The 22,031-nt window shown below is 70.2% G+C and carries 19 protein-coding genes; all 19 read left to right on the top strand.

What is annotated here, in order from left to right; genetic code table 11:
• The first annotated feature begins 1 nt into the window (after position 1).
• Positions 2–658: a 4-carboxy-4-hydroxy-2-oxoadipate aldolase/oxaloacetate decarboxylase gene (locus G531_RS0109320; RefSeq protein ID WP_051215297.1), complete on the top strand. Its 657-nt coding sequence runs from the start codon at positions 2–4 to the stop codon at positions 656–658.
• Positions 655–1,047, top strand: coding sequence for a RidA family protein (locus G531_RS0109315; protein ID WP_026927052.1), 393 nt, complete (start codon positions 655–657; stop codon positions 1,045–1,047). Before G531_RS0109320 ends, G531_RS0109315 begins: the two co-directional genes overlap by 4 nt.
• On the top strand, positions 1,044–1,709 hold the full coding sequence (locus G531_RS0109310; protein WP_026927051.1) for an RraA family protein: 666 nt from the start codon (positions 1,044–1,046) through the stop codon (positions 1,707–1,709). The genes G531_RS0109315 and G531_RS0109310 overlap by 4 nt, the downstream gene beginning before the upstream one ends.
• Positions 1,706–2,383 (top strand): RraA family protein, encoded by a 678-nt coding sequence (locus G531_RS0109305; protein ID WP_026927050.1) that lies wholly within the window; start codon positions 1,706–1,708, stop codon positions 2,381–2,383. Before G531_RS0109310 ends, G531_RS0109305 begins: the two co-directional genes overlap by 4 nt.
• A gap of 12 nt (positions 2,384–2,395) precedes the next feature.
• Positions 2,396–3,838: an aldehyde dehydrogenase family protein gene (locus G531_RS21575; protein WP_051215296.1), complete on the top strand. Its 1,443-nt coding sequence runs from the start codon at positions 2,396–2,398 to the stop codon at positions 3,836–3,838.
• 51 nt (positions 3,839–3,889) lie between these two features.
• Positions 3,890–4,690: an SDR family NAD(P)-dependent oxidoreductase gene (locus G531_RS0109295; protein WP_051215295.1), complete on the top strand. Its 801-nt coding sequence runs from the start codon at positions 3,890–3,892 to the stop codon at positions 4,688–4,690.
• Between the two features lie 11 nt (positions 4,691–4,701).
• On the top strand, positions 4,702–5,511 hold the full coding sequence (locus G531_RS21570) for an SDR family NAD(P)-dependent oxidoreductase (protein ID WP_051215294.1): 810 nt from the start codon (positions 4,702–4,704) through the stop codon (positions 5,509–5,511).
• 50 nt (positions 5,512–5,561) lie between these two features.
• On the top strand, positions 5,562–6,959 hold the full coding sequence (locus G531_RS0109285) for an MFS transporter (RefSeq protein ID WP_145978607.1): 1,398 nt from the start codon (positions 5,562–5,564) through the stop codon (positions 6,957–6,959).
• Positions 6,960–7,004: 45 nt separating this feature from the next.
• Positions 7,005–8,213 (top strand): cytochrome P450, encoded by a 1,209-nt coding sequence (locus G531_RS0109280; protein ID WP_026927047.1) that lies wholly within the window; start codon positions 7,005–7,007, stop codon positions 8,211–8,213.
• 10 nt (positions 8,214–8,223) lie between these two features.
• Complete coding sequence (locus tag G531_RS0109275; protein WP_026927046.1) at positions 8,224–9,369, top strand: Rv3169 family protein; 1,146 nt, start codon at positions 8,224–8,226, stop codon at positions 9,367–9,369.
• A complete protein-coding gene (locus G531_RS24510; protein ID WP_060929985.1) occupies positions 9,366–10,826 on the top strand; it encodes a phosphotransferase family protein in 1,461 nt (486 codons plus the stop codon). The genes G531_RS0109275 and G531_RS24510 overlap by 4 nt, the downstream gene beginning before the upstream one ends.
• Positions 10,823–11,965 carry an epoxide hydrolase family protein gene (locus tag G531_RS0109265; RefSeq protein ID WP_035758440.1) on the top strand — a complete coding sequence of 381 codons (1,143 nt, stop codon included), beginning with the start codon at positions 10,823–10,825 and terminating at the stop codon, positions 11,963–11,965. The genes G531_RS24510 and G531_RS0109265 overlap by 4 nt, the downstream gene beginning before the upstream one ends.
• 68 nt (positions 11,966–12,033) lie before the next feature.
• The gene (locus G531_RS0109260) at positions 12,034–13,131 is read left to right on the top strand and encodes an NAD(P)-dependent alcohol dehydrogenase (RefSeq protein ID WP_026927044.1); all 1,098 of its coding nucleotides are present in this window, start codon (positions 12,034–12,036) and stop codon (positions 13,129–13,131) included.
• 8 nt (positions 13,132–13,139) lie between these two features.
• Positions 13,140–14,186, top strand: coding sequence for a DUF7064 domain-containing protein (locus G531_RS0109255; protein WP_026927043.1), 1,047 nt, complete (start codon positions 13,140–13,142; stop codon positions 14,184–14,186).
• Entirely contained in the window at positions 14,183–15,514 is a 1,332-nt protein-coding gene (locus tag G531_RS0109250) for a phosphotransferase family protein (protein ID WP_026927042.1), read from the top strand. The genes G531_RS0109255 and G531_RS0109250 overlap by 4 nt, the downstream gene beginning before the upstream one ends.
• A gap of 41 nt (positions 15,515–15,555) precedes the next feature.
• Positions 15,556–16,863, top strand: a complete 1,308-nt coding sequence (locus tag G531_RS21560; protein ID WP_051215292.1) for a Rieske 2Fe-2S domain-containing protein — start codon at positions 15,556–15,558, stop codon at positions 16,861–16,863.
• Entirely contained in the window at positions 16,860–18,959 is a 2,100-nt protein-coding gene (locus tag G531_RS0109240; RefSeq protein ID WP_026927041.1) for a CoA transferase, read from the top strand. Before G531_RS21560 ends, G531_RS0109240 begins: the two co-directional genes overlap by 4 nt.
• Positions 18,956–19,789, top strand: a complete 834-nt coding sequence (locus G531_RS0109235; RefSeq protein ID WP_026927040.1) for an enoyl-CoA hydratase/isomerase family protein — start codon at positions 18,956–18,958, stop codon at positions 19,787–19,789. The genes G531_RS0109240 and G531_RS0109235 overlap by 4 nt, the downstream gene beginning before the upstream one ends.
• Complete coding sequence (locus tag G531_RS0109230; protein WP_026927039.1) at positions 19,786–22,017, top strand: CaiB/BaiF CoA-transferase family protein; 2,232 nt, start codon at positions 19,786–19,788, stop codon at positions 22,015–22,017. The genes G531_RS0109235 and G531_RS0109230 overlap by 4 nt, the downstream gene beginning before the upstream one ends.
• Positions 22,018–22,031: the final 14 nt, after the last annotated feature.

Below are 22,031 nucleotides of genomic sequence, written 5' to 3'. Positions count from 1 at the left end.
CATGGTCGAGGTGAAGCAGGACCACAGCGGCCTGAGCACGGACCTGGTCGCCCGCGGCGCCGCCCTCGGCGCGGCCACGCTGCACGAGGCCGGCGGCAAGATCGGCGCGCTGCCGCACACCATCCGACCGGTCGCGCCCGGGATGAAGGTCGCCGGGCCGGCGTACCCGGTCGCCGGGCCCGGCGGGGACAACCTGTGGCTGCACCATGCGATCTACGCCGCGGCCCCCGGCGATGTCCTGGTGATCAGCGTGGACGGGCTGACCGGGCACGGGCACTGGGGCGAGGTGATGGCCGTCGCCGCGCAGCAGCGCGGGATCGCGGGCCTGATCATCGACGGCGGCGTCCGTGATGCCGAGCAGTTGGCCACCCGCGGCTTCCCGACGTTCTCCGGTGGCATCTGCATCCGCGGGACCAAGAAGGACCCGCGCGGCGCCGGATCGCTGGGCACCCCGGTCGCCATCGGCGGGATCAGCGTGCATGCCGGTGACCTGGTCGTCGCCGACGCCGATGGGGTGGTGATCGTCCCGGCCGAACGGGCCGCCGAGGTCGTGGCCGCCGGCGAGGCCCGCGAGGCCGAGGAGCAGGAGATCTTCCGCCGGTTGGCTGCCGGGGAGACCACCGTCGACATCTACGGCCTGCCCGGGATTCCCGGATGAGGCGCAGCATCACCGTCGCCGGGCTGGAACACGGCAGCAATCCGATCCCGGCGGCCTGCCGGATCGGTCCGCTGCTGACCACCGGCGGGGTCCGCGGCGTCGACCGGGCCACCGGTCAGCTGCCGAGTGACCCGGCCGATGAGGTCCGGCTCGCCTTCGCGAACCTGTCGACCCTGCTCGAGGCCGGCGGCGCCGGCCTCGGCGACGTCGCCCACGTCACGGTCTTCGTCGCCGACAAGGAGGTCCGCCCGCTGCTGAACACCGCCTGGGTCGAGGCCTTCCCCGATCCCGACTCCCGCCCCGCCCGGCACGTGCTCGCCCACGACCTGCCCGGCGGGATGCGGATCCAACTGGAAGCCACCGCGTACATCGAAGGAGAGATCCGGTGACCACCCTTGAACAGCGCCTCGCGGCGGTCGACGCCTGCGCCGTTTCCGACGCCCTGGACAGCCTCAAGTTGCCCGGGGTGGCGTACGGGCTGCAGCGCCTGACCACCACCACCCGGGTCGTCGGCCGGGTCATCCCGGTCCAGCTGGTCGAGGCCGGCCGGAACCAGCCCTCGGGCAAGCACCTGTGCACCGCTGCGGTGGAGGCCTCCGGACCGGGCACCGTGATCGTCGTCGACAACGGCGGCCGGACCCGGGTCTCCGGCTGGGGCGGCAACCTGTCCCTGGCCGCCTCCCGGGCCGGGTGCGCCGGCGTGATCATCGACGGCGCCTGCCGGGACCTGGATGAGAGCGCGGAGTTCGGCTTCCCGGTCTTCGCGGCCAATCCGGTCCCGACCACCGCCCGCGGCCGGATCATCGAGCAGGCCTGGAACGTCCCGATCCAGATCCAGGGCGTGACCGTACGCCCCGGCGACTGGGTGGTCGCCGACGGCTCCGGGGTCGTGTTCATTCCCGCCGAACGGGTCGAGGAGGTCCTGCAGGCCGCCGAAGTGATCGTGGACAAGGAACGCCAGATGGCGGCCCGGATCCGCGACGGCGTCCCCATCTCCGAAGTGATGGGGGCCAGTTACGAATTCATGCTGAACCGCGAGGAGGCGGAATGAACACCCAAGAGATGAACGCCGACACCGCAGCGATCATCGAACGGCTGCAGGCCCTGGGCTGCAGCGACCTGAGCGATGCGATGGACCGGCTGCGGATCAACTGCCAGTGCCTGGGCATCAAGCCGCTGGACCGCGGCTTCTCCCTGGCCGGGCGTGCCTGGACCCTGCGCTACGGCCCGATCGATCCGCAGAATCCGGGCACCGTCGGTGACTACATCGACGATCTCGAGCCCGGCACCGTCGTGGTGCTGGACAACCAGGGCCGCCTGGACGCCACCGTGTGGGGCGACATTCTCACCTCCGTGGCTTCGGTCAAGGGGATCGCCGGCACCGTCATCGACGGGGTCTGCCGCGACGTGAACCGGGCCCTGGAACTGGACTACCCGATCTTCTCCCGGGACAACTACATGCGTACCGGCAAGGACCGGGTCCAGGTCGAGGCGACCGGTGAGCCGGTCAACATCGGCGGGGTCCGCGTCGCGACCGGCGACTGGCTGCGCGGGGACGCCGACGGGGTCGTCGTCGTCCCCGGCGACCGGCTCGAGGAGGTCCTCACCGTGGCCGAGGAGATCGCCGCCGCCGAGGAACGCATCCGCGCCGACATCGCCACCATGAGCCTGCGCGAGGCCCGCACCAAGAACTCCTACCACTCACTGCAAACCGCACGGGATTGAAAGAGAAGAGAAATGACAACTGTCGAACGCGAGTTCATCACCGGCGCTGATCTTGCCATCGAGGGACGGGTAGAGGTCTACAACCCGGCAAACACCGATGAGATCGTCGGCACCATGCCGCGGATCCGCCCCGAGCATGTCGATGCCGTGGTCCGGGCCGCCCACGCCGCCCAGAAGTCGTGGGCCCGCTCCACCCCGCAGGAGCGCTTCGAAGCCATCATCGCCGCCCTCGACGCGGCCGGTAAGGCCGGCGACGCGGCCCGCGTCCTGACCGCCGAGAACGGCAAGGTGCTGGCCGATTCCGAGCGCGAACTGCTCTACATGAGCTACCCGGTCAAGTTCCTGGCCGGCCAGGTCGACTGGCTCACCCAGGGCGAGGACCTCGGTGAGTCCCCGACGCACCGCACCCGGGTGTTCCGCAACCCGATGGGCGTGGTCGCGGTCCTCACCCCGTGGAACGTGCCGATCGGCATGAGCGTGATCACGTTGGCTCCGGCCCTGCTGGCCGGCAACAGCGTCGTCGCGCACCTGCCCAGCACCTGCCCGCTGGCCACCCTGCAGGTCTTCGGAGCCCTGGCCAAGGCACTGCCGCCCGGCGTGCTGTCGCTGATCAGCTCGCCGGACACCAATGTCGCCAAGACCCTGGTCGAGCACCCGCTGACCCGCGGCGTGCACTTCACCGGCAGCTCGACGGTCGGCTCGCTGATCATGCACGAGGCCTCCGACACGCTCAGCTCGGTCACCCTCGAACTCGGCGGCAACGACGCGGCGATCATGCTGGACGACGCCTTCGACGACGACGCGGTGTACGGCAAGCTCGTCGCGGCCGCCTTCCCCTTCGCCGGGCAGGCCTGCGTCGCGCTGAAGCGGCTCTACGTCCCGCAGGCCAAGGTCGAACCCGTCCGCGAGGCGATCGGCTCGATCCTGGCGAAGACCGTGGTCGGCAACGGCCTGGACGCCGGCGTCACCATGGGGCCGCTGCACACCGCGGCCGGCAAGGCCAACGTGGAGCGGCTGGTCCGCTCGGTCAACGCGACCGCCAACGGCAAGGTCTACGAGTACGGCGAGCTCGCCGGCGACCCGGCCAAGGGACACTTCCTGCTGCCGACCCTGGCCACCGGGGTCCACAACGGCGACGCGATCGTCGACAACGAGCAGTTCGGCCCGACCCTGCCGATCATCGGCTACGACTCGGTCGAGCAGGCCGTGGAGTTCGCCAATGACTCCGAGGTCGGCCTGGGCGGCTCGGTCTGGTCCGCCGACGAGGAGCGCGCCACCGAGGTCGCCCGCGGCATCGAGACCGGCATGGTCTGGATCAACGGTCACGCCGGCCAGTCCCTCGACGGCCGCGCGCCGTGGGGTGGGGTCAAGCTCACCGGCGTCGGCCGCGGCGGCGCGAACCGCTACGGCCTGGAGGGCTTCACCGAGGCCCAGGCCATCACCATCAAGAAGTGACGTCCGCAGCAGCCGGACCCCTCACACCAGCGAACCAGGAGACAACAGGACATGGCAAAACCGACCGATGAGGCCTACGAGTACCAGGGATGGCCGGCGCTGGGCGGCCCCCCGCCGAAGGGCTCGGTGGCCTGGGTGGTGGGCGTCGGAGCCCTGGAGGGCACCGGTGCGGCCACCGCAATGAAGTTCGCCGCCGAAGGGCTGCACGTGGTGATCACCGGACGGACCGAGGAGAAGCTGCAGAAGGTCGCCGAGGCCATCCGCGCCGCCGGGGGTCAGGTCTCGGTCGGCGTCGGTGACGTCGGCACCGAAGCGGGCCTGAAGAGCTCGCTGGACATCATCGACTCCCTGTCCGAGCCGCTGGTGCTGGTCGCCTACAACGCCGGCGGGTCGCAGTGGCGCCAGTCGCACCTGGACATGGACGCGGAGTTCTTCGAGCAGGTCTGGCGGACCAACTGCTTCGGCTCCTTCCTCACCATGCGGGAAGCCGCCCAGCGGATGGTCGACGGCGAGCGCGGTGGCGTGCTGCTGTTCACCGGCTCGATCTCCGGGGTCATCGCCCGGCCGAAGCTGGCGGCGTACGCCTCGGCGAAGTTCGGCCAGCGGGCCCTGGCCCAGTCGATGGCGCGCGAGTTCGGCCCGCGCAACATCCACGTGGCCAACCTGATCGTGCACGGCGCGATCGACGGGCACCGGCTGAACAGCGCCTTCCCGCACGCCAAGGAAGCGCGCGGCAAGGACGGCATGGTTCCGGTCGAACTGATCGCCGAGACCTTCTGGAACATCGCCTGCCAGCCGCGCACGATCTGGACCCAGGAGATGGACATCCGCCCCTGGTGCGACGAGTTCTGAGAGGGACGACAATGAGTGAGAACGTCGAAACCAACTACTCCCAGCGACTCAGCCTGGCCGGACGCGGCGTGGTCGTGCTCGGCACCGGGGCCGGGATCGGCGGCCAGGTCTGCCGCGCGATCGCCGACGCCGGTGGCCGGGTCCTCGCGGTGGACCTGTCCGCCGACGCGGCGCAGGCCACCGCCGACGCGGTCGGCGGCATTGCGATGAGCGCCGATGTCACCGATCGCGACCAGGTGGCCGCCGTCTTCGATCGCGCCGAGGCCGAGTTCGGGGATGCCTTCTACGGCATCGTCGACGTCGTCGGTGCCACCGTGCCGGAAATGCTGGCCGACTCCACCGCGGAGTCCTACGACAAGCAGTTCGACCTGGTGCTGCGCCATGCGGTCTACGTCACCCAGCTGGGGCTGCCCCGACTGGCGGCCCGGGGCCGCGGCTCCGCGGTCTTCATCGGGTCCCTGGCCGGGGTCGCGCAGACCCGGCGGCTCGGCCTGTACGGGGCGGCGAAGGCGGCCGAACATCATCTGGCCAAGGCGGCCGCCGCGGAGTTCGGGCCGGCCGGCGTACGGGTGAACGGGATCGTCACCGGCCGGATCCTGGCGTCGGGCGGCGACCCCAACCCGGACACCTCGGTGCTGGAGACCGTCACCCGGGCGATCCCGCTGCGCCGCACCGGGTTCCCCGACGACATCGCCGCGGTGACGCTGTTCCTGCTCTCGGATCTGGCCGGCTATGTGACCGGGGTCGAACTCCCCGTCGACGGCGGCATCTCCATGGTGACCCCGTTGCCGAGTACGCAGCCGGCGAACCGACAGCAGTGAGGTCGGCGGAGCCACGGCCCACGGCGCGGGCGTGGTTGAGCCTGGTGGTGGTGGCCGGGTCGTTGGCGTTGGCGGTGATGTCCACCAACAGCACCAACCTGGCCCTGCCCGGGCTCGGCGTCGAACTCGGGGCCAGCGCGGTCGAACTCCAGGCCGTGGTGGCCGTCTTCGTGGTGACGCTGGCGGCCACCATGCTGTTCGGCGGCTGGATCTCCGATCGGTTCGGGCACAAGCGGATCTTCCTGATCGGCGCCGCGATCTTCACCCTCGGCGCGCTGATCTGCGGCTTCGCCGGCAGTATGCCGATGTTGCTGGGCGGGCGGGTGATCCAGGCGATCGGCCCGGCCCTGCTCACGCCCAGCAGTCTCGGCCTGCTCGGGAGCACGTTCCGGGACCCGGGCTGGCGGGCCTTCGCCCTCGGCCTGTGGTCGGCCACCTCCGGAGTGGCGACCGCGCTGGGGCCCACCCTGGGTGGTCTGCTGATCCAGCTCGGGGGTTGGCGCTCGATCTTCTGGGCGGTGGCCGGGCTGACGCTGCTGCTGGGGCTGCTGGGTTGGATCATTCTGCGCCCGGGCGCTCCCGGCCCCCCGCGTACGCTCGACCTGCCCGGGGGACTGCTCGGCGGCGGCACGCTGGCCGCGACCGTGATCTTCGTGCTGCTCGCCCAGGAGCTGGGCGTCACGGCGTGGCCGGCTCTGGCGGCCGGCGTGGCCGCGGTGGTCCTGCTGATCGGGTTCATCCTGCGGGAGCGGACGACACCCGACCCGATGGTCGATCTGCCGCTGCTGCGCGAGCCCCGCTTCCTGGCCGGGCTGATCGGCGGCTTCACCACGTTCTTCGCGTTCGTGGGCTGCATGGTCTACCTGAGCATCTACGGCCAGAGCGTGCTCGGCCGGGGCTCCGGCGAGGTCGGCCTGGCCCTGTCGGCCACCGGCATCTCGATGGCGCTGACCAGCCCGGTGATCGGCGCGCTGATGCGCCGGATCGACGCCGCGCGCCCGCTCACCGTCGGACTGTTCATCACCGGCGCCGGCATGCTGCTGCTCACCCGGCTGGGCACCGACACGCCGTTGTGGCAGATGGGGCTGTCCCTGATCGTGGTCGGGGTCGGCATCGGCTGCACCCTGGCCCCGGTGACCGCGCTTGCGCTGGGCGCGGTCCCGGCCTCGCGGACCGGCATGGTCTCCGCCCTCAGCAACGTCGCCAAGCAGTTCGGCCAGGCGATCGGGGTCGCCATCATGGGTGCGGTCATTTTCTCCGATATTTCGGACGCAAATCAGATCAGCCGCGATCCGGTCGTCCGCGATGCCTTCGTGGCCGGCTTGCACCGGGCACTCATTCTCGCTGGGACAGCGCTGCTTGTAGCGGCGGTCGCCGTCCTGGGGTTGGCCTGCCGGCCGCGCTCCCAAAGCACGGAAGCCATTGACACTAAAGCCGACATCTCGTAATCTAACGCGAAATACCGTATGTCAAAGAAGACGGAAGGGACGTCCATGTCCGATCACGGTTGCCCCACTATTCACCTCGGCGAAATCAACAGCGCGCACGACGCCGCCGCCGGATACGCCAAGGTGCGCGATGCCTCATCCGGCACCGTGGCCCGGGGCGATGACCTCGGGGGCTACTGGGCCATCACCGGTTACGACCAGGTGAAGCAGGCTGCGACCAACACCGATCAGCTGATCTCGGGCAAGGGATGCACCATCCCGCGCCTGGGCAGCGCCTTCACCCCGATCCCGGTCGAGGTCGACCCGCCGATGCACCGGCACTACCGCCGGCTGCTGGTGCCCGAGCTGCGGCCCGAGGCCGCCGAGAAGTGGGCCGGGCGGATCGCCGAAGTCACCGACAAGGTGATCGACCGCTTCATCGAGAGCGGCGAGGGTGACCTGCGCGAGATCGCCAACACGGTCCCGCCGGCGATCATCGCCTCGATCCTGGGTTCGCCCGACGACGCCAAGGCGATGGTCAGCCTGACCCACGACCTCAACGAGGCCGCGATGAGCGGTGACCTGGAGCGCAAGAAGGCCGCCAACATGGCGGTGTTCGGGCTGACCGACCGGATCGTCACCGAGGCAGAGAACGCCGGCCCCGATCGCGACGACCTGGCCGTCCAGATCGCCCGCGGTGTGGTCAACGGGGAACCGATCACCCACCAGAAGGCGGTGTGGACCACCGTCACCCTGGTCGTCGCCGGCCACGAGACCACCGTGAACGGGATCAGCTCGATCCTGTGGCTGGTCGCCGCCCACCCCGAGATCAAGCAGCAGCTGCTCGACGATCCGTCCCTGCTGGACGCGGCCGTGGAGGAGGCGCTGCGGCTGGAGTCCCCGGTGCAGCTGATGGGCCGCACCGCGACCCAGGACATGGACCTGTTCGGGGTGCAGATCAAGGAGGGCGACGCGGTCGGCCTGACCTGGGGCGCGGCCAACACCGACCCGGCCAAGTTCGAGAACCCCAGCGAGTTCCGGCTGGACCGCGGCAACAACCCGCACGTCGCCTTCGGCCACGGCATCCACCGCTGCGTCGGGGAGCACCTGGCCCGCGTCGAGATGAAGGTCACCCTGCAGCGGGTGCTGGAGCGGATGCCGGACTACGAACTGAACGGTGACGTCGTGATCGGCGCCAACATCGACCAGAACCGCGGCGCGCTGACCGTACCGGTGAAGTTCACCGCCGGCGCCAAGCTGTACGCGAACGCCTGAGGAGGCGGACATGGAACTGATTTCCTACGACGAGTCCCTCTATCACCAAGTCCCCAAGCCCTTCGGTGAATCGGGTTTCACCGACCATCGCTTCTACGACCGCTACTCCTACACCCTCTACTCGCCCGACGGCAACGTCGGCCTGCTGAGCGGCCTGGCGGTCTACAAGAACCTGAACGTGATGGACGGGTTTGCCGCCACCCAGGTGGATTCGAAGTGGCAGCGCAACATGCGCTTCTCCCGACCGCTGCACCCGATCGTGGAGCCGCTGCAGCTGGGGCCGATGCGCACCGAGTTCCCCGAACCGTTCAAGGTCACCCGGATGATCTGTGAGCCCAACGAGTACGGCGACGCGTTCGACCTCACCTTCCGGCCGGTCTTCACCCGCTCGGAGAACCCGCACTACGGCGAGGCGAACGGCCGGGTGCACCAGGACTACCGTCGCTTCAGCCAGGTCGGTTGGACCTCCGGGTCGATCGTGGTCGACGGCAACGAGCACCAGTTCGACCGGTGGTTCGGCTGGCGCGACCACAGTTGGGGCGTCCGCCCCGGGGTCGGCGGCTTCGAACCGTTCACCGGGCAGAAGGCTCGCGGCGGCATCCCGAGCTCGAGCCGGGCCGGTGGCCTGGGCATCCTGCTGGTCTACTGCGGCTTCGCCACCGATTCCTACTCCGGCTTCTTCTTCACCATCGAGGACGAGAACGGCAAGACCCTCTACGTCGACGGCGCCTTCAAGGATGCCGACGGGGTGGAGTCGGAGGTGGTCTCCCTGGAGCACCAGCTCACCTTCGTGCCCGACACGCACGTGTTCTCGGCGATGAAGCTGCAGGCCAAGACCGCCAACGGCGAGACCTGGGACCTCGACGTCACCGCGATGGGCCGGGGTTGGGTCTACCGCGGGACCGGCTACGACGCCGGCTGGAACGACGGCAAGGGCCTGGGCTACTGGCGCGGTCACGAGCTCAGCGTGGAGACCGATCAGTACGACGTCTCGCACCCGGAGAACGTCATCATGCCCGACGGATCCACCTTGCGCCCCTACCACCGCGAACAGCCGGTCAAGGTCCGCATCCGCGGCGAGGAGGGCTTCGGCCACTCCCCGATGATGGTGGTCGGGCCCAACAAGCGGTACGGCCTGGAGGACTACGCAAGTTGAACGAACGAGCAACCGGGTGGGCCAAGACCGCCACGATGCCCAGCGGGTTGATCCTGCGGCTGGTTCGTGAGGCGGGAGCGGCCCTGCGCAATCCCGAGGAGACCGACACCCTGCGTCGCCGGACCGCGACCAAGCTGGACATGGCCCTGGTCCGGCTGATCACCCTGGAAACGTGCCTGGACGACATCCTGGCCGACCACCAGGGGGAACATCAGCAGCAACTGCGGACCGCCGAGGAACTCCTCGGCGGCCCCAGCGGACAACCCGCCTCCGATGCCGTGCTCGCCGAGCGGATCCGTCAGCTGGCGCAGCAACTGCGCACCGGCGACGGCGCCGACCGGGACCGGATCCTGGCCCTGTTCCGGCAGGTCGCGGCCACCGACCACGACGGCCGGGAAGAGTTGGAAAAGGCGATCGAGGCGACCAAGGACACCCACCCGGTTGCCCAGGGCTTCGAGGGGGAGCAGGTCGATGCGGCCGATGTCACCCCCGAGGCACTGAACCAGTGGCTGCAGGGGCGCCTCGGCGACGCGGCGCCCCGGGTCGATCGGGTCACCGCGCTGGTCGGCGGTCAGTCCAAGCACACCTACCTGCTGGACACCACCGGTGGTCCGCAGGGCTGGGCCGGGGGAGCGGTGATCCGGATGGACACCGACAACTTCGACAACACCGTGGTCGAGGAGTTCCCGCTGCTGGAGGCCCTGCACGCCGCCGGCGTACCGGTCCCCACGCCGCTGCTGCTGGAGGCCGACCGGTCGGTGTTCGGGAAGCCGTTCATGGTCTCCGAGCGGATCTCCGGAGCCGCGGCCGGGATGATCTTCGACACCGAGGGCGGCAACGAGGGACCGCTGGCGCTGGCCGAGGCCCTGGGCCGGCTGCACTCGGTCACCCTGGCCGATCTCGGCCTGCCGGCGGCCACCCTGCCCGAGCTGGTGGAATCGGCCCGCGCGAAGATCGAGCAGATGTGGCGGGACTGTGAACCGCAGTCCTCGGTCGCGGTCGAACTCGGCCACGCCTGGATCAGCGAGCACGCCGCCGAACTCAGCGGGGACCCGATCATGGTGCACGGGGACGCCTCGCTGCACAACGTGATGCTGGACGAGAACGGACTGACCGGACTGGTCGACTGGGAGTTCGCCCACCCGGGACATCCGGCCGAGGACCTGGCGTACGCCCGGCCCGCGGTCGAGCGACTGATGCCCTGGGCGGACTTCCTGGCGCACTATCACGCCCACGGCGGGCAGCAGGTGGCCGAGGAGGACATCCAGTTCTTCTCGATCTTCAGCCAGCTGCGCAACGCCTCGCTGTGCGCCTCGGTCGCCCGGGACGTGGTGGCCGGTCGGCACACCAGCATCGACATGCTGGTGACCTCGATCGACACCTTCTCCCGGATGGAGCTGGTGCTGGCGCGCAACCTGCACGCGGCGATCGATCGCACCTACGGAGCGTTGCGATGACCTCCCGACCGGTGCGGGTCAGCTTCCCCGCCGGCGACGTGGCCGAGCTGCGTCGCCGGCTGGCGGGAACCCGATGGCCCGACGACGGATTCACCGCCGAGCCGTGGTCCTACGGGGTGGACCGGGCGTACCTGCGCGAACTGATCGACTACTGGGCCGACGGCTACGACTTCGCCGCCGCCGAGGACCGGATCAACGCCGTCCCGAACTATCTGCACTCCGTGGACGGCCTGGACATCCACTACCTGGCCGGCACCCCGGAGCAGGTCACCGGTCCGCCGGTGCTCCTGCTGCACGGCTGGCCGGGCTCGGTGGTGGAGTTCCTGGACGCGATCCCGTTGCTCACCGCGGCTGGCCTGCCGGTCATCGCGGCCTCGCTGCAGGGCTACGGGCTCTCCCCGTCCGCGCCCGGGCCCGGGATGTCCCCGAAGGTGATGGCCGGCCGGCTGGCGAACCTTATGGCCGACCTGGGCCATCAGCAGTTCGTGGTCTCCGGGGGTGACTGGGGCAGCCTGGTCGCCACCCACCTGGCCGCCGACTTCCCCGACCGGGTGCTCGGCCTGCACCTCACCATCGCGCAGGCCTTCCCGCCCGCCGACGTCGAGGACCCGATGAGCCTGGTCACCGAGGAGGAGAAGGGCTGGCTCGAGACGTCCCGGCAGATCCGCGAGATCGGCTCGGGCTACGGGGCGATCCAGTCCACCCGGCCCGACGCGCTGGCCCCGGCCCTGAACGACTCCCCGGCCGGCTGGTGTGCCTGGATCCTGGACAAGTGGTGGGCCTGGACCGACTGCGCCGACAGCACCGGCCGGCGCGACCTGCGCAATGCGGTCAGCTGGGACCAGTTCCTGACGGTGGTGAGCATGTACTGGTTCACCAACACCATCACCTCCTCCATCCGGCTCTACCGGGAACAGGCGGTGGCCATGGCGGCCGGCGAACTGCCCGGCCGGGTCACCGTCCCCACCGGGGCGATCATCTTCCCCGGCGAGATCAACCGCTCCCCGAAGGCCTGGCTGGAACGACGGGTGCCGTTGCGCCGCTGGACCCGCGCCGAGCGGGGTGGCCACTTCGGCGCCCTGGAACAGCCGCAGGTGTTTGCCGCCGACCTGATCGCCTTCGCCACCGATCTGCCCTGACCCCTCTCGTCCCGGCAGGGCGCTGCCCGGGACACCCACGCACCCCCTCCAACGAAGAAGGACGCCTCATGAAAGCAACCGCAGCCGTTCTCGAACAGCTCAACCAGCCCCTGGTGCTGAGCGAGGTCGACATCCCCGACCCCGGCCCGACCGAGGTCCGCGTACGCCTGACCGCCACCGGGGTGTGCGGCTCGGACCTGCACGTGCTCGACGGAACCATCCCGTTCGCCACTCCCAGCGTCGTCGGCCACGAGGGTGCCGGGATCGTGGAGGCCATCGGCGCCGCGGTGACCAGCGTCGCGGTGGGGGACAAGGTCGGCCTGATCGCCCCCAGCTGTGGACACTGCGATCCGTGCCTGAACGGACACCAGTTCACCTGCGCCGACAGCAGCCTGAAGTGGGGGCGCGTACGCAGCGACGGCACCCCGGCGATCACCCGCAACGGCGAGGGCCTGGCGGCCCGATTCCTGGGCCAGTCGACCTTCGCCACCCACACCCTGGTCGAGGAGCGGACCGTGCTCAAGGCGCCGGCCGAGGTGCCCGATGAGGTGCTCGCCCCGCTCGGTTGCGGTGTGGTCACCGGGGCCGGTGCGGTGCTGCGGGTGCTGAAGCCGCAGCCCGGGGAGAGCCTGGTCATCCTGGGCGCCGGCCCGGTCGGGCTGTCCGCGCTGATGGCCGCGGTGAACACCGCCGCCGCGCAGATCATCATGGTCGACGTGTCCGAACCCCGGCTGGAGCTGGCCCGCGAACTGGGCGCCAGTGCGGTCGTCAACGGCAAGCAGACCGAGGACCTGGTCGCCACCATCAAGGAGCTCACCGGTGGCGGGGCGAACATGGTCCTGGAGACCACCGCGGTGCCCGCGCTGCTGCAGCAGGCCACCCAGATGCTGCCCAGCCGGTTGGGCCGGCTGGGTATCGTGGGCGCCCCCGGCCCGGATGCGGTCTTCTCCTGGCCGACCATTCCGCTGGTGATGAGCGCGGCCCAGATCAACGGTGTGGTGATGGGCGACGGCAACGCCGCGTTCGTCCAGGGCCTGATGGAGCTGTACCTGGCCGGCCGGTTCCCGGTCGATCGGCTGGTCCAGACCTACTCCTTCGACGACATCAACAAGGCCCTGGCCGCCGCTGCCAGCGGTCAGGCCATCAAGCCCGTCATCACCTTCTGAGGAGTGTCGTGACCACCGACAGCAGCACCACCAACCTCAACCCCACCGGGCTGGCCGCCGACATCGAATTGCCGATGCCGAACCCGCCGGAAACCCCGCTGTGGACCGAGAACTACTGCTACCAGGCCTGGGACACCGAGCAGGACCTCGGCGTGTGGGCCCATCTGTCCCGGATGCCCTACGACACCTCGCTGTGGCGGGAGACGGTGATCGTCTTCCTGCCCGACGGACAGTACTTCCTGGCCCGCGGCTTCGGGCACGGCGCGCACCCCGGTGGTCCCGGCAGCTGCGGGCTGAAGCTGACCGTCGAAGAACCCTTCCGACGGATGCGGCTGCAGTTCAACGGCTCCGGCCGCTACGTCACCCAGGCCGACGTCAACGCGGGCTCGCTGACCGACGGCCGGGCGCTGCCGCTCACCTTCGACCTGACCTTCACCGCCGCCGCCCCGCTGTGGGACATGGGCAAGCACCTGGTCAACCACCGGGCCTTCACCATGCATCACGAGCAGCCGACCCGGGCCACCGGGGAGATCACTACCTTCGGTGAGCGCTACGAACCGGCCGCCACGTTCGGCCTGCGCGAGGCCGGGGGCGTACGCGATCACTCGCGCGGACCCCGGGACTTCACCCGGCGGCACTCCTGGTGCAACGCGGTGTTCCCCTCCGGCCGCTCGTTCAACATCCTGGCCACCCGGGACAACGAGAACGGCTCGGTGATGGCGATGGGCTACATCTCCGACGGGGAGAGCTTCACCGATTTCGAGATCACCCCGGACTTCCTCACCGATCCCGATGACCCGTTCACCGTCCGCCCGCTGCACCTGACCACCGGGGACGGGCAGCAGATCACCATCGACGTCGAGGTGCTGCGGGCCCTGCCGATGGAGCAGTACCGACCCAACGACCTGGCCTTCGGTGCCGGCCGACTCGGGGTGAACCGGCTCTACGAGGGCCGGGCCCGCTACACCTGGGACGGGGAGACCGTCTACGGCCATATCGAGCGCACCTGCCCGCTGGATCCGGCCCTGGCCGCCGATGTGGAGGGACAGCGATGACCCGAGAAGCCGACTTCAAGACCCAGGACCACCTGAGCCATCTGCAGGTCGAACTGCAGACCGCGCGCTGGGTGATCGCGAACTGTGTGGACACCCTGACCGGGACGATCGAGCCCGAGCTGACCGGGCTGGCCGCGGTCCGCGCCAGCCGCTGCGAAGAGGTCCTGAGCTGGCTGGCGCTGCGGCTGGACCGGCTGGCCGAGTCCGCCGGGGCGTACGCCGAACCGGCCGACCTGACCGCCGAACTGGCCGAGATCGACCGGATCGAGCAGGCCACCGCCGAACTGCGGACCCCGCCGGCGGCGGGCGTCGCGGTGCCCCGGGCGATCATCGACGTGGAGCGGATCGAGGCCTTCCTGCGCGACCATCCCGGCGGCGGCGCGACCGCGCACCTGGACAATGTGGTGCAGATGGCCGGCGGACGCTCCAAGACGACCCTGGCGATCTCGATGAGCGAGGCCGCCGAGTTCCCTGCGGAGGTCGTCTTCCGGATCGACCAGGAATCCGAACTGAACCAGACCTCTGTGGTCAGTGAGGCCGAACTGCTCGCCCAACTGCACGCCCGCGGGCTGAAGGTCCCCAAGCCGCTGCACCTGGAGCGCGACACCGAACAGCTGGGCAACTCCTTCCTGATCATGGAGCGGCTGGCCGGGTCGACCGCCGGTGATGTGTTCGTCCCGCCCAAGAGTGAGCCGCTCGCGCTGGGCCTGGCGGCCCAGGTCGGTAAGCTGCACGCGATCGACGTGGCCGAGATCAGCAGTGACTTCCTGGTCCTGCAGGATCATTCCCAGGAGCAGTTGCGGGAAAGGCTGGCCCAGTTCCGCGAGACGATCCACACCTACTGCGACGACTATCCCAGCGTGGTGCAGGCGCTGGACTGGCTGGACGCCCACGTCAGCGGGATCGACGACAAGATCACCCTGGTGCACGGCGATCTCGGGTTCCACAACGTCCTGGCCGAGGGGGACGAGCTCACCGCGGTCCTGGACTGGGAGCTGACCTCGCTGGGGCATCCGGCCCGGGACCTGGGCTATCTGCGCAGCACCATCGAGCAGATGACCACCTGGGAGAAGTTCCTCGAGGTCTACCACGCCAACGGCGGCTACCACTGCGACCCGGCGACGGTCGATTTCTACATGCTGTTCAGCAGCATCTGGTTGTATCAACACCTGGCCCGCAACAGCATCATCCGGATGCGGGAGGACCGCCGACACATCGAGTACACCAGCTCGTACGCCGTGCTGTGGCAGAACATGCGCTACCGGATTGCCCGGCAGATGCAGCAGGTGCTGCAGGCCACGAAACCATTGCCGGTTAATACGAAATAACGTAAGATCACACGAAATATCGGAGTGTAGGAGGGTCTGTCATGGACCATGCGGAGCAGAAGCGAATGCTGATGGATGTATCGGTCGGGGCGCCGATGCACAAGATGATGAAGCGGTTCTGGCTGCCCATCGCGCTGTCGTCGGACGTCACCGCCGACGGGGCACCGCTGCCGGTGCGGGCGCTCAGCCAGGACTACGTGCTCTTCCGTGACAGCGCCGGCAACCTGGGCCTGCTCGATGAGCTGTGCACCCACCGCAGCGCCTCGCTGTGTCTGGGGCGCAACGAGGGCGGCGGCCTGCGGTGCCTCTACCACGGCTGGAAGTACGCCACCGACGGCACCCTGGTCGAGGCCCCGAACGTGCAGGATCCGCGGTTCAAGGACCGGGTCAAGCAGCCCGCCTACGCGGTGCAGGAGAAGGGCGGGCTGGTCTGGGGCTACTTCGGGCCCGCCGACCAGCAGCCCGAGCTGCCGCACCACCCGTACTTCGACCTGCCCGAGGAGAACGTGCTGTCGGAGATCGTGGTGGCCAACGCCAACTGGTCGCGCACGATCGAGGGGCTGCTGGACTCCTCCCACACCGGCGTGCTGCACCAGGACGCGTTGAAGCTGCTCGGCACCGGCAAGGGCCCGGCGCCCTCCTTCTCCGGCCGGGCCCGGTCCTCCACCGGTGCGGTGATCTCCAAGGACCTCGCCCCCTCGATCGAGGTGCAGGAGACCGACTTCGGCCTGCGGTACGCCGCGCTGCGCTCGTTCACCACCCCCGACGGCGACTCCGGGACCGCGGCCCGGATCACCACCTTCTCCTACCCGACCACGGTCGCGGTCCCCCCGGACAACCTGATGCAGCTGATGCTGCCGGTCGACACCGAGCGCACCCACTTCTTCATGGTCTTCTGGGACGAGCAGCGGGTGATCAACACCGGTGCCGCCCGCGAGGAGATCTTCCAGTACTACGGCATCGACGACACCGCCAAGAACAAGCACGGCATCGGCCGGGCGTACAAGGACCTGCCGGATCGGCCGCGCAAGGAGAACAACTGGCTGCAGAACCGCGCGGCCATGGCCGACGGCTCCACCTTCACCGGGCTGTACCGCTTCATCCCCGAGGACTTCGCAGTCGGTGAATCGATGGGTCCGATGGAGTTGTACCCGGTGGAGCACCTGGTGCCCGCCGACCTGGCCATCGCCCGGTTCCGCCGCAACGTGATCGACAACGCCAAGCGCGTGGATCGCGGCGAAGAGCCGCGCGGCCTGGCGCCCCGGCAGCCGATCACCGCCGGCTATGTGGAACTGGCCGAGGGACACTCCTGGACCGAGATCTACCAGGGCGAGGCATCGGCACAGTGAGCGGCCCGACCGTCCTCAACCTCGGTCACGGGCTGCCCACCGCCGTCGCCTGCCGGCTGCTGGCCGGCGCCGGGGCGCGGATCCTGCGGGTGAGCGATCCCACCGACGACGCGGTGCTGGCCCGCTACCCGGCGCTGCGGCACTGGTGGGACGGTTGGGAAACCCTCACCCCCGAGCAGGCCCGGGTCGCCGGCGCCGACGTGGTGCTCACCGGCGGGGAAACCATCGTCGGGGCGCTGGAGCACGAGGTGCCCAGCGACCCCGGGCAGGTCGTGATCGAGGTCGCGGCGTACGTGCCCGGGACCACCGACCAGACCCCGGCCGATGACCTGCTGGTGCAGGCCCGCACCGGCTTCGTGTTCGAGCAGTTCGCCGACCGGCCCACCCAGATCGCCTTCGGGTCCACCCTGTACGGGGCCGGCCTGCTGGCTACCCTGGCGGCCTGGGCCGGACTGTTGCAGCGTCGGCGCACCGGCGCCGGCGCCCTCGCCCGGGTGAGCCTGCAGCAGGGCCAGGCCCTGTTCTGGCCCCACCTGTGGATGTCGGCGCAGCGGCCCACCCCGGACTTCGACAAGGTGCCCCCGCTGGACGTGCGGCACCTGATCTTCCGGTGTCGCGACGGGCGCTACGTGCAGTTCGTGATGGGGGTTCCCGGCGCGGTCGCCAAGGTGCACCGAGCTCTGGAGATCCCCGGCGAGGTGGATCCGGCCGACCGGGGCGTCCCGGATGCCAGCCGGGGCGCGGACTCCTACTTCGGGGACCGCCCGCTGCTGGCCGAATACGTCGCCCGACTCGACTCCGACGTCGTGGTGGCCCGGCTGAAGGCGGCCGGGATCGCCGCCGAACCCGTGCTGGCGCCCGGCGCCGCCCTGCAGGATCCGCAGGTCCGCCAGCAGGGGCTGGTGGAGACCGACCGGACCGGTCGGCTCCGGGTCGCCCAGCCGCTGCGCTACCGGGCCCGGGCCGCCGCACCGGCCCCGACGGAAGCCGTGGCCGGGCCGGATCCGCTGTCCGGCGTACGCATCGTCGACATCGGCAACTGGGTGGCCGGGCCCTTCGCGTCCAAGCTGCTGGCCGACCTGGGTGCCGAGGTGATCTCGGTCGACCCGCCCACCGGGCTGTCGAACCTGACCGGGATGCGCAACGTGCTGGCGACCAACCGGGGCAAGCGCTCGGTGGTACTCGACCTGAAGACCGAGGCGGGGCGCGCACAGTTGCATCGCCTCCTCGAGGATGCCGATGTGCTGATGCACAACATGCGGGTCGGCGCGGCCGAACGCCTCGGACTGGGGCCCGACCAGGTCCGGGAGCGGCACCCCGGCCTGGTGTACCTGCAGACCACGGCCTACGGGGATTCCGGGCCGAAGGCCCTGGACTCCGGTTTCGACATGGTCATGCAGGCCCTGTGCGGCCACGAGCAGCGGGCCGGCGGCCGGGGCAACGAGCCGGTCTGGTACCGCTCGCCGTTCGTCGACTATGCCTCCGGTGCCCTCGGTGCGATCGGGATTCTGGCCGGTCTGTACCGCCGGGCCACCGACCAGGTCGGCGTCGACGTGCATGTCAGCCTGCTCGCCGCGGCCCTGTTCCTGCGTGGGGAGGGCGACCTGCGCGGGGCGGAGGGCGCCGATGCGCTCGACGGCGAACGCCTCGGCTTCGCCCCGCTCGAGCGGCTCTACCGCACCCGTGACGGCTGGGTCGCGCTGGTGCTGCGCGAGCCGGCGACGCGGACGGCCTGGGCCGCGCTGCTGGGACTGGACCCGGCGACCGACGTCCGCGACGAGGCCTGGACCCGGGCCGGGACGGCCTGGACCGCCGAACGCGACAGCACCGCCGTGGTGACCGCGGTCGAGGAGATCGGCGGCTGGGCGGTGCCCGCCCGGCGCGATGCCTTCGCTCGGCTCCTGGACGACCCGGCCGCCCGCGCGGCACACCTGGTGATCGACACCGAGGACAAACGATTCGGGGTGGTCACCGGCTGCTACGGCCCGCTGGTGAACCTCGAGGGCTGGGCTCCCGCCCGGCCGTTCCGGCCCGCCCCGGTCCTGGGCGAGCACAACGACGAACTTCTGCAGCACGAATCGGAGATGACAGCATGACCGAGTACCAGACCATCAACTTCACCCGCAAGGGTCGCATCGCCTACCTGGAACTGAATCGGCCCGAGCGCCACAACGCCTTCACCGATCAGATGGAATCGGAGATGCGGCTGGCGCTGATGGAGTTCGACCTCGACGAGGACCTGTGGGTGCTGATCCTGCACGGCGCCGGCAAGAGCTTCTGCGCCGGCGTCGATGTCAAGGAGCACAGCTCCTTCGGCTTCGGCGGCACCGATTCCGAGCGCGCCAAGAACGCGCTGCAGGCCCTGCGCGAGGGCCACGTCGGTGGCGCCCAGCACCTGCGCGGCACCGGTGGCGAGGGCTGGCTGGGCCGGACCGCGAACTACAAGCCGGTGATCGTCGCGGTGCACGGGTACGCCCTGGGCGGCGGCGCGCATCTGGCCGCCGAATGCGACCTGATGGTGGTCGCCGACACCGCTCGGGTGGCCATCACCGAGACCACCGCCGGCATGTCGGGGTCGCGGACCTGGGCCAAGATCAAGACCTTCATGCCCTCCAAGCTGGCTTCGGAGATGCTGATCACCGGGCGGCAGATCGAGGGCGCCGAGCTCTACCGGCTCGGGCTGGCCAACCGGCTGACCACCGAGGACAAGATGCTGGAGGTGGCCGAGGAACTGGCCGCCGAGATCCTCAAGGCGCCGCCGCTGGCAACCCGGGACGCGGTCCGGGTGACCCGCAAGCAGTGGGTGCCGATCGCGACCGCGCTGGATGAGCAGATGCAGCTGTCCCGGCTGGACAAGACCGAGGACTTCAAGGAGTACGGCCGTGCCTTCGCCGAAAAGCGCAAGCCGGAGTACAAGGCTCGATGACCAGTGCGGACCCGATGAGTGAACCCCGGTATCAGGCGCCGACCGCGCTGCGCGTGGTCGACCTGGCCACCGGCATGGCCGCCGGGCTGGTCACCCGCTCCCTGGTCGCGGCCGGGATGCGGGTCGACCGCGTGGCGCCGGCCGGCGACGAGGTCTTCGACCGGATCTACCCGGCCCACCGCTACTGGCGCGACGGTGTCCACGCCGCCGACGCGGCCGACCTGGCCGAGCTGCTGGCCGCCGCGGACGTCTGCCTGGTCGGCGGCGAGGATCACCCGGACGTGGCGACCCGCCGCGACGCTGCCGAGCTGGCGCAGGCGTACCCGCAGCTGGTGGTGGTCGACCTCTCCGGTTACGTTCCCGGCGACGAGGACGGACACCCCGCGGTCGATCTGCTGGTGCAGGCCCGCTCGGGGCTGACCTTCGAGCACTACAGCGATCGCCCGGTCTACTTCGACGTGCTGTTCCCGACCTTCGGGCAGGCGCTGCTGGCGCTGTACGGGCTGTGGGCCGCGCTGATCGGTCGGCTGGATTCCGGCCGGGGCGAACTGGTCACCGCCTCGTTGCACCAGGGGGCGGTGTTCTTCCTGATGCCGTTCTGGGAAGCCGCCGAGCACCCGGACGCCGAGTTCGACAAGGCGACCCCCAAGGACGTCAAGCACCTGATCTTCGAGTGCGCCGACGGGGAGTTCATCCAGTTCGTGATGGGCGTACCCCAGGCGGTGAAGAAGCTGTACACGATCCTGGAGATCGACCGGGAGGTGGATCCCAACGATGTGGGGATTCCCCGCGTCGGCGCCAGCCCGAACATGTTCTTCGGTGATCGGCCGCTGATCGGCAGCCACGTGATCGGCTTCCCCCGGGAGGAACTGCTGACCCGGGCCCGGGCCATCGGCCTGCCCGCGGCGCCGGTGCTGCGGCCCGGCGAGTTCTGGGACGACCCGCAGGTGGCGGCCAATCGGCTGCTGAGCCAGCGCGGCGACACCCGGGTGGTGGCCGACCCGTTCCGGGTGAGCGCGATCACCGAGCCGACCCCCGGTACGGCACCGGAGATCGACCGCCCCCGGTCCGGCGCCGGACCGCTGGCCGGGATCCGGGTGATCGATTTCGGCAGCTTCGTCGCCGGCCCGTTCAGCGGCCGGCTGCTGGCCGACCTGGGCGCGGACGTGATCAAGTTCGAGAGCCTGCAGGGGGACCCGAACCGGGGCCTGCAGCGGCACTACCTCGCCGTCCAGATGGGCAAGCGGGCGATGGTGGTCGACCTGAAGGACCCCCGCGGCAAGCAGGTGCTGGATCGCCTGGTCGCCGGCACCGACCTGATGATGCACAACTGGCGGGTCGGCGTCCCGGAGCGGCTGGGGGTCTCCCCGGCCGAACTGCGCCGGATCAACCCCACCATCATCACGCTGGCCTCGCTGTCGTTCGGGCCGGAGGGGCCGCGGGCCACCGATCCCGGCTTCGACATGATCATCCAGGCCCTGCTCGGCATGGAGCGGCGCGCCGGCGGACCCGACGGGGAACCGCTGTGGTTCCGGGCCCCGTACCTGGACTACGGCGCCGGGGTGGTCGGAGCGGTCGCCGCGCTGATGGCGCTGTACGAACGCCGGGTCACCGGCCGGGTCGCCGACGCCTGGGGCAGCCTGCTGAACACCGGCATGTTCCTGATGTCGGACCAGATCCAGGTCGGGGACAGCTTCGCCGGCGTACCGGAGATCGACCGGGACCTGCTGGGCACCTCCCCGACGCACCGGCTCTATCCGGTCGCCGACGGCTGGATCGCGATCGCGGCCCGTTCCGACACCCAGGCGCAGGCGCTGTGGACCGAACTGGTCGGCAACACTCCGGCGCCCGCGCATGCCGCCGACTGGGGCCCCGCGGAGCAGGAGCTGCTCGAGGCGCGGCTGCGCGAACTCCCGCTCGCCGACGCCCTGGCGCGGCTGCGGGAAGCCGGGGTATGGGCGGAGGAATGCCGACCCAGCGGGTTGAGCGATCTGCTGGCCTCCGAGACGGCCCGGGCCACCGGCTTTTGTGCCACCCGCCCCGACGAGCGGTACGGCCACCTCTACGGGGCGGTCGGCCAACTCGTCACCTTCGGCCGCAGCGCGCTGGACGCCGAGACGTTGCGCGGCGCCCCGGCCCGCGGCCGACACACCCGGGAACTGCTCGCCGAACTGGGCTATCCCGACGAAGAGATTGAAGCGATGTACGCGGCGGGAGTCGTCGCATGAGCAGGAGGAACACA

This window comes from Granulicoccus phenolivorans DSM 17626 = NBRC 107789 = JCM 15570 (assembly GCF_000423085.1).
Lineage (GTDB): Bacteria > Actinomycetota > Actinomycetes > Propionibacteriales > Propionibacteriaceae > Granulicoccus > Granulicoccus phenolivorans.
This window is presented reverse-complemented; position numbering and strand designations above follow the sequence as displayed.

Bases quoted from the DNA above. Each gene is read 5' to 3' on its own strand.
- G531_RS0109320 (WP_051215297.1), top strand. From the start codon at position 2: ATGGTCGAGGTGAAGCAGGACCACAGCGGCCTGAGCACGGACCTGGTC.
- G531_RS0109250 (WP_026927042.1), top strand. From the start codon at position 14,183: ATGACCCGAGAAGCCGACTTCAAGACCCAGGACCACCTGAGCCATCTG.
- G531_RS21560 (WP_051215292.1), top strand. From the start codon at position 15,556: ATGGACCATGCGGAGCAGAAGCGAATGCTGATGGATGTATCGGTCGGG.
- G531_RS0109265 (WP_035758440.1), top strand. From the start codon at position 10,823: ATGACCTCCCGACCGGTGCGGGTCAGCTTCCCCGCCGGCGACGTGGCC.
- G531_RS0109295 (WP_051215295.1), top strand. From the start codon at position 3,890: ATGGCAAAACCGACCGATGAGGCCTACGAGTACCAGGGATGGCCGGCG.
- G531_RS21570 (WP_051215294.1), top strand. From the start codon at position 4,702: ATGAGTGAGAACGTCGAAACCAACTACTCCCAGCGACTCAGCCTGGCC.
- G531_RS0109315 (WP_026927052.1), top strand. From the start codon at position 655: ATGAGGCGCAGCATCACCGTCGCCGGGCTGGAACACGGCAGCAATCCG.
- G531_RS0109275 (WP_026927046.1), top strand. From the start codon at position 8,224: ATGGAACTGATTTCCTACGACGAGTCCCTCTATCACCAAGTCCCCAAG.
- G531_RS0109305 (WP_026927050.1), top strand. From the start codon at position 1,706: ATGAACACCCAAGAGATGAACGCCGACACCGCAGCGATCATCGAACGG.
- G531_RS21575 (WP_051215296.1), top strand. From the start codon at position 2,396: ATGACAACTGTCGAACGCGAGTTCATCACCGGCGCTGATCTTGCCATC.
- G531_RS0109260 (WP_026927044.1), top strand. From the start codon at position 12,034: ATGAAAGCAACCGCAGCCGTTCTCGAACAGCTCAACCAGCCCCTGGTG.
- G531_RS0109280 (WP_026927047.1), top strand. From the start codon at position 7,005: ATGTCCGATCACGGTTGCCCCACTATTCACCTCGGCGAAATCAACAGC.
- G531_RS0109230 (WP_026927039.1), top strand. From the start codon at position 19,786: ATGACCAGTGCGGACCCGATGAGTGAACCCCGGTATCAGGCGCCGACC.
- G531_RS0109235 (WP_026927040.1), top strand. From the start codon at position 18,956: ATGACCGAGTACCAGACCATCAACTTCACCCGCAAGGGTCGCATCGCC.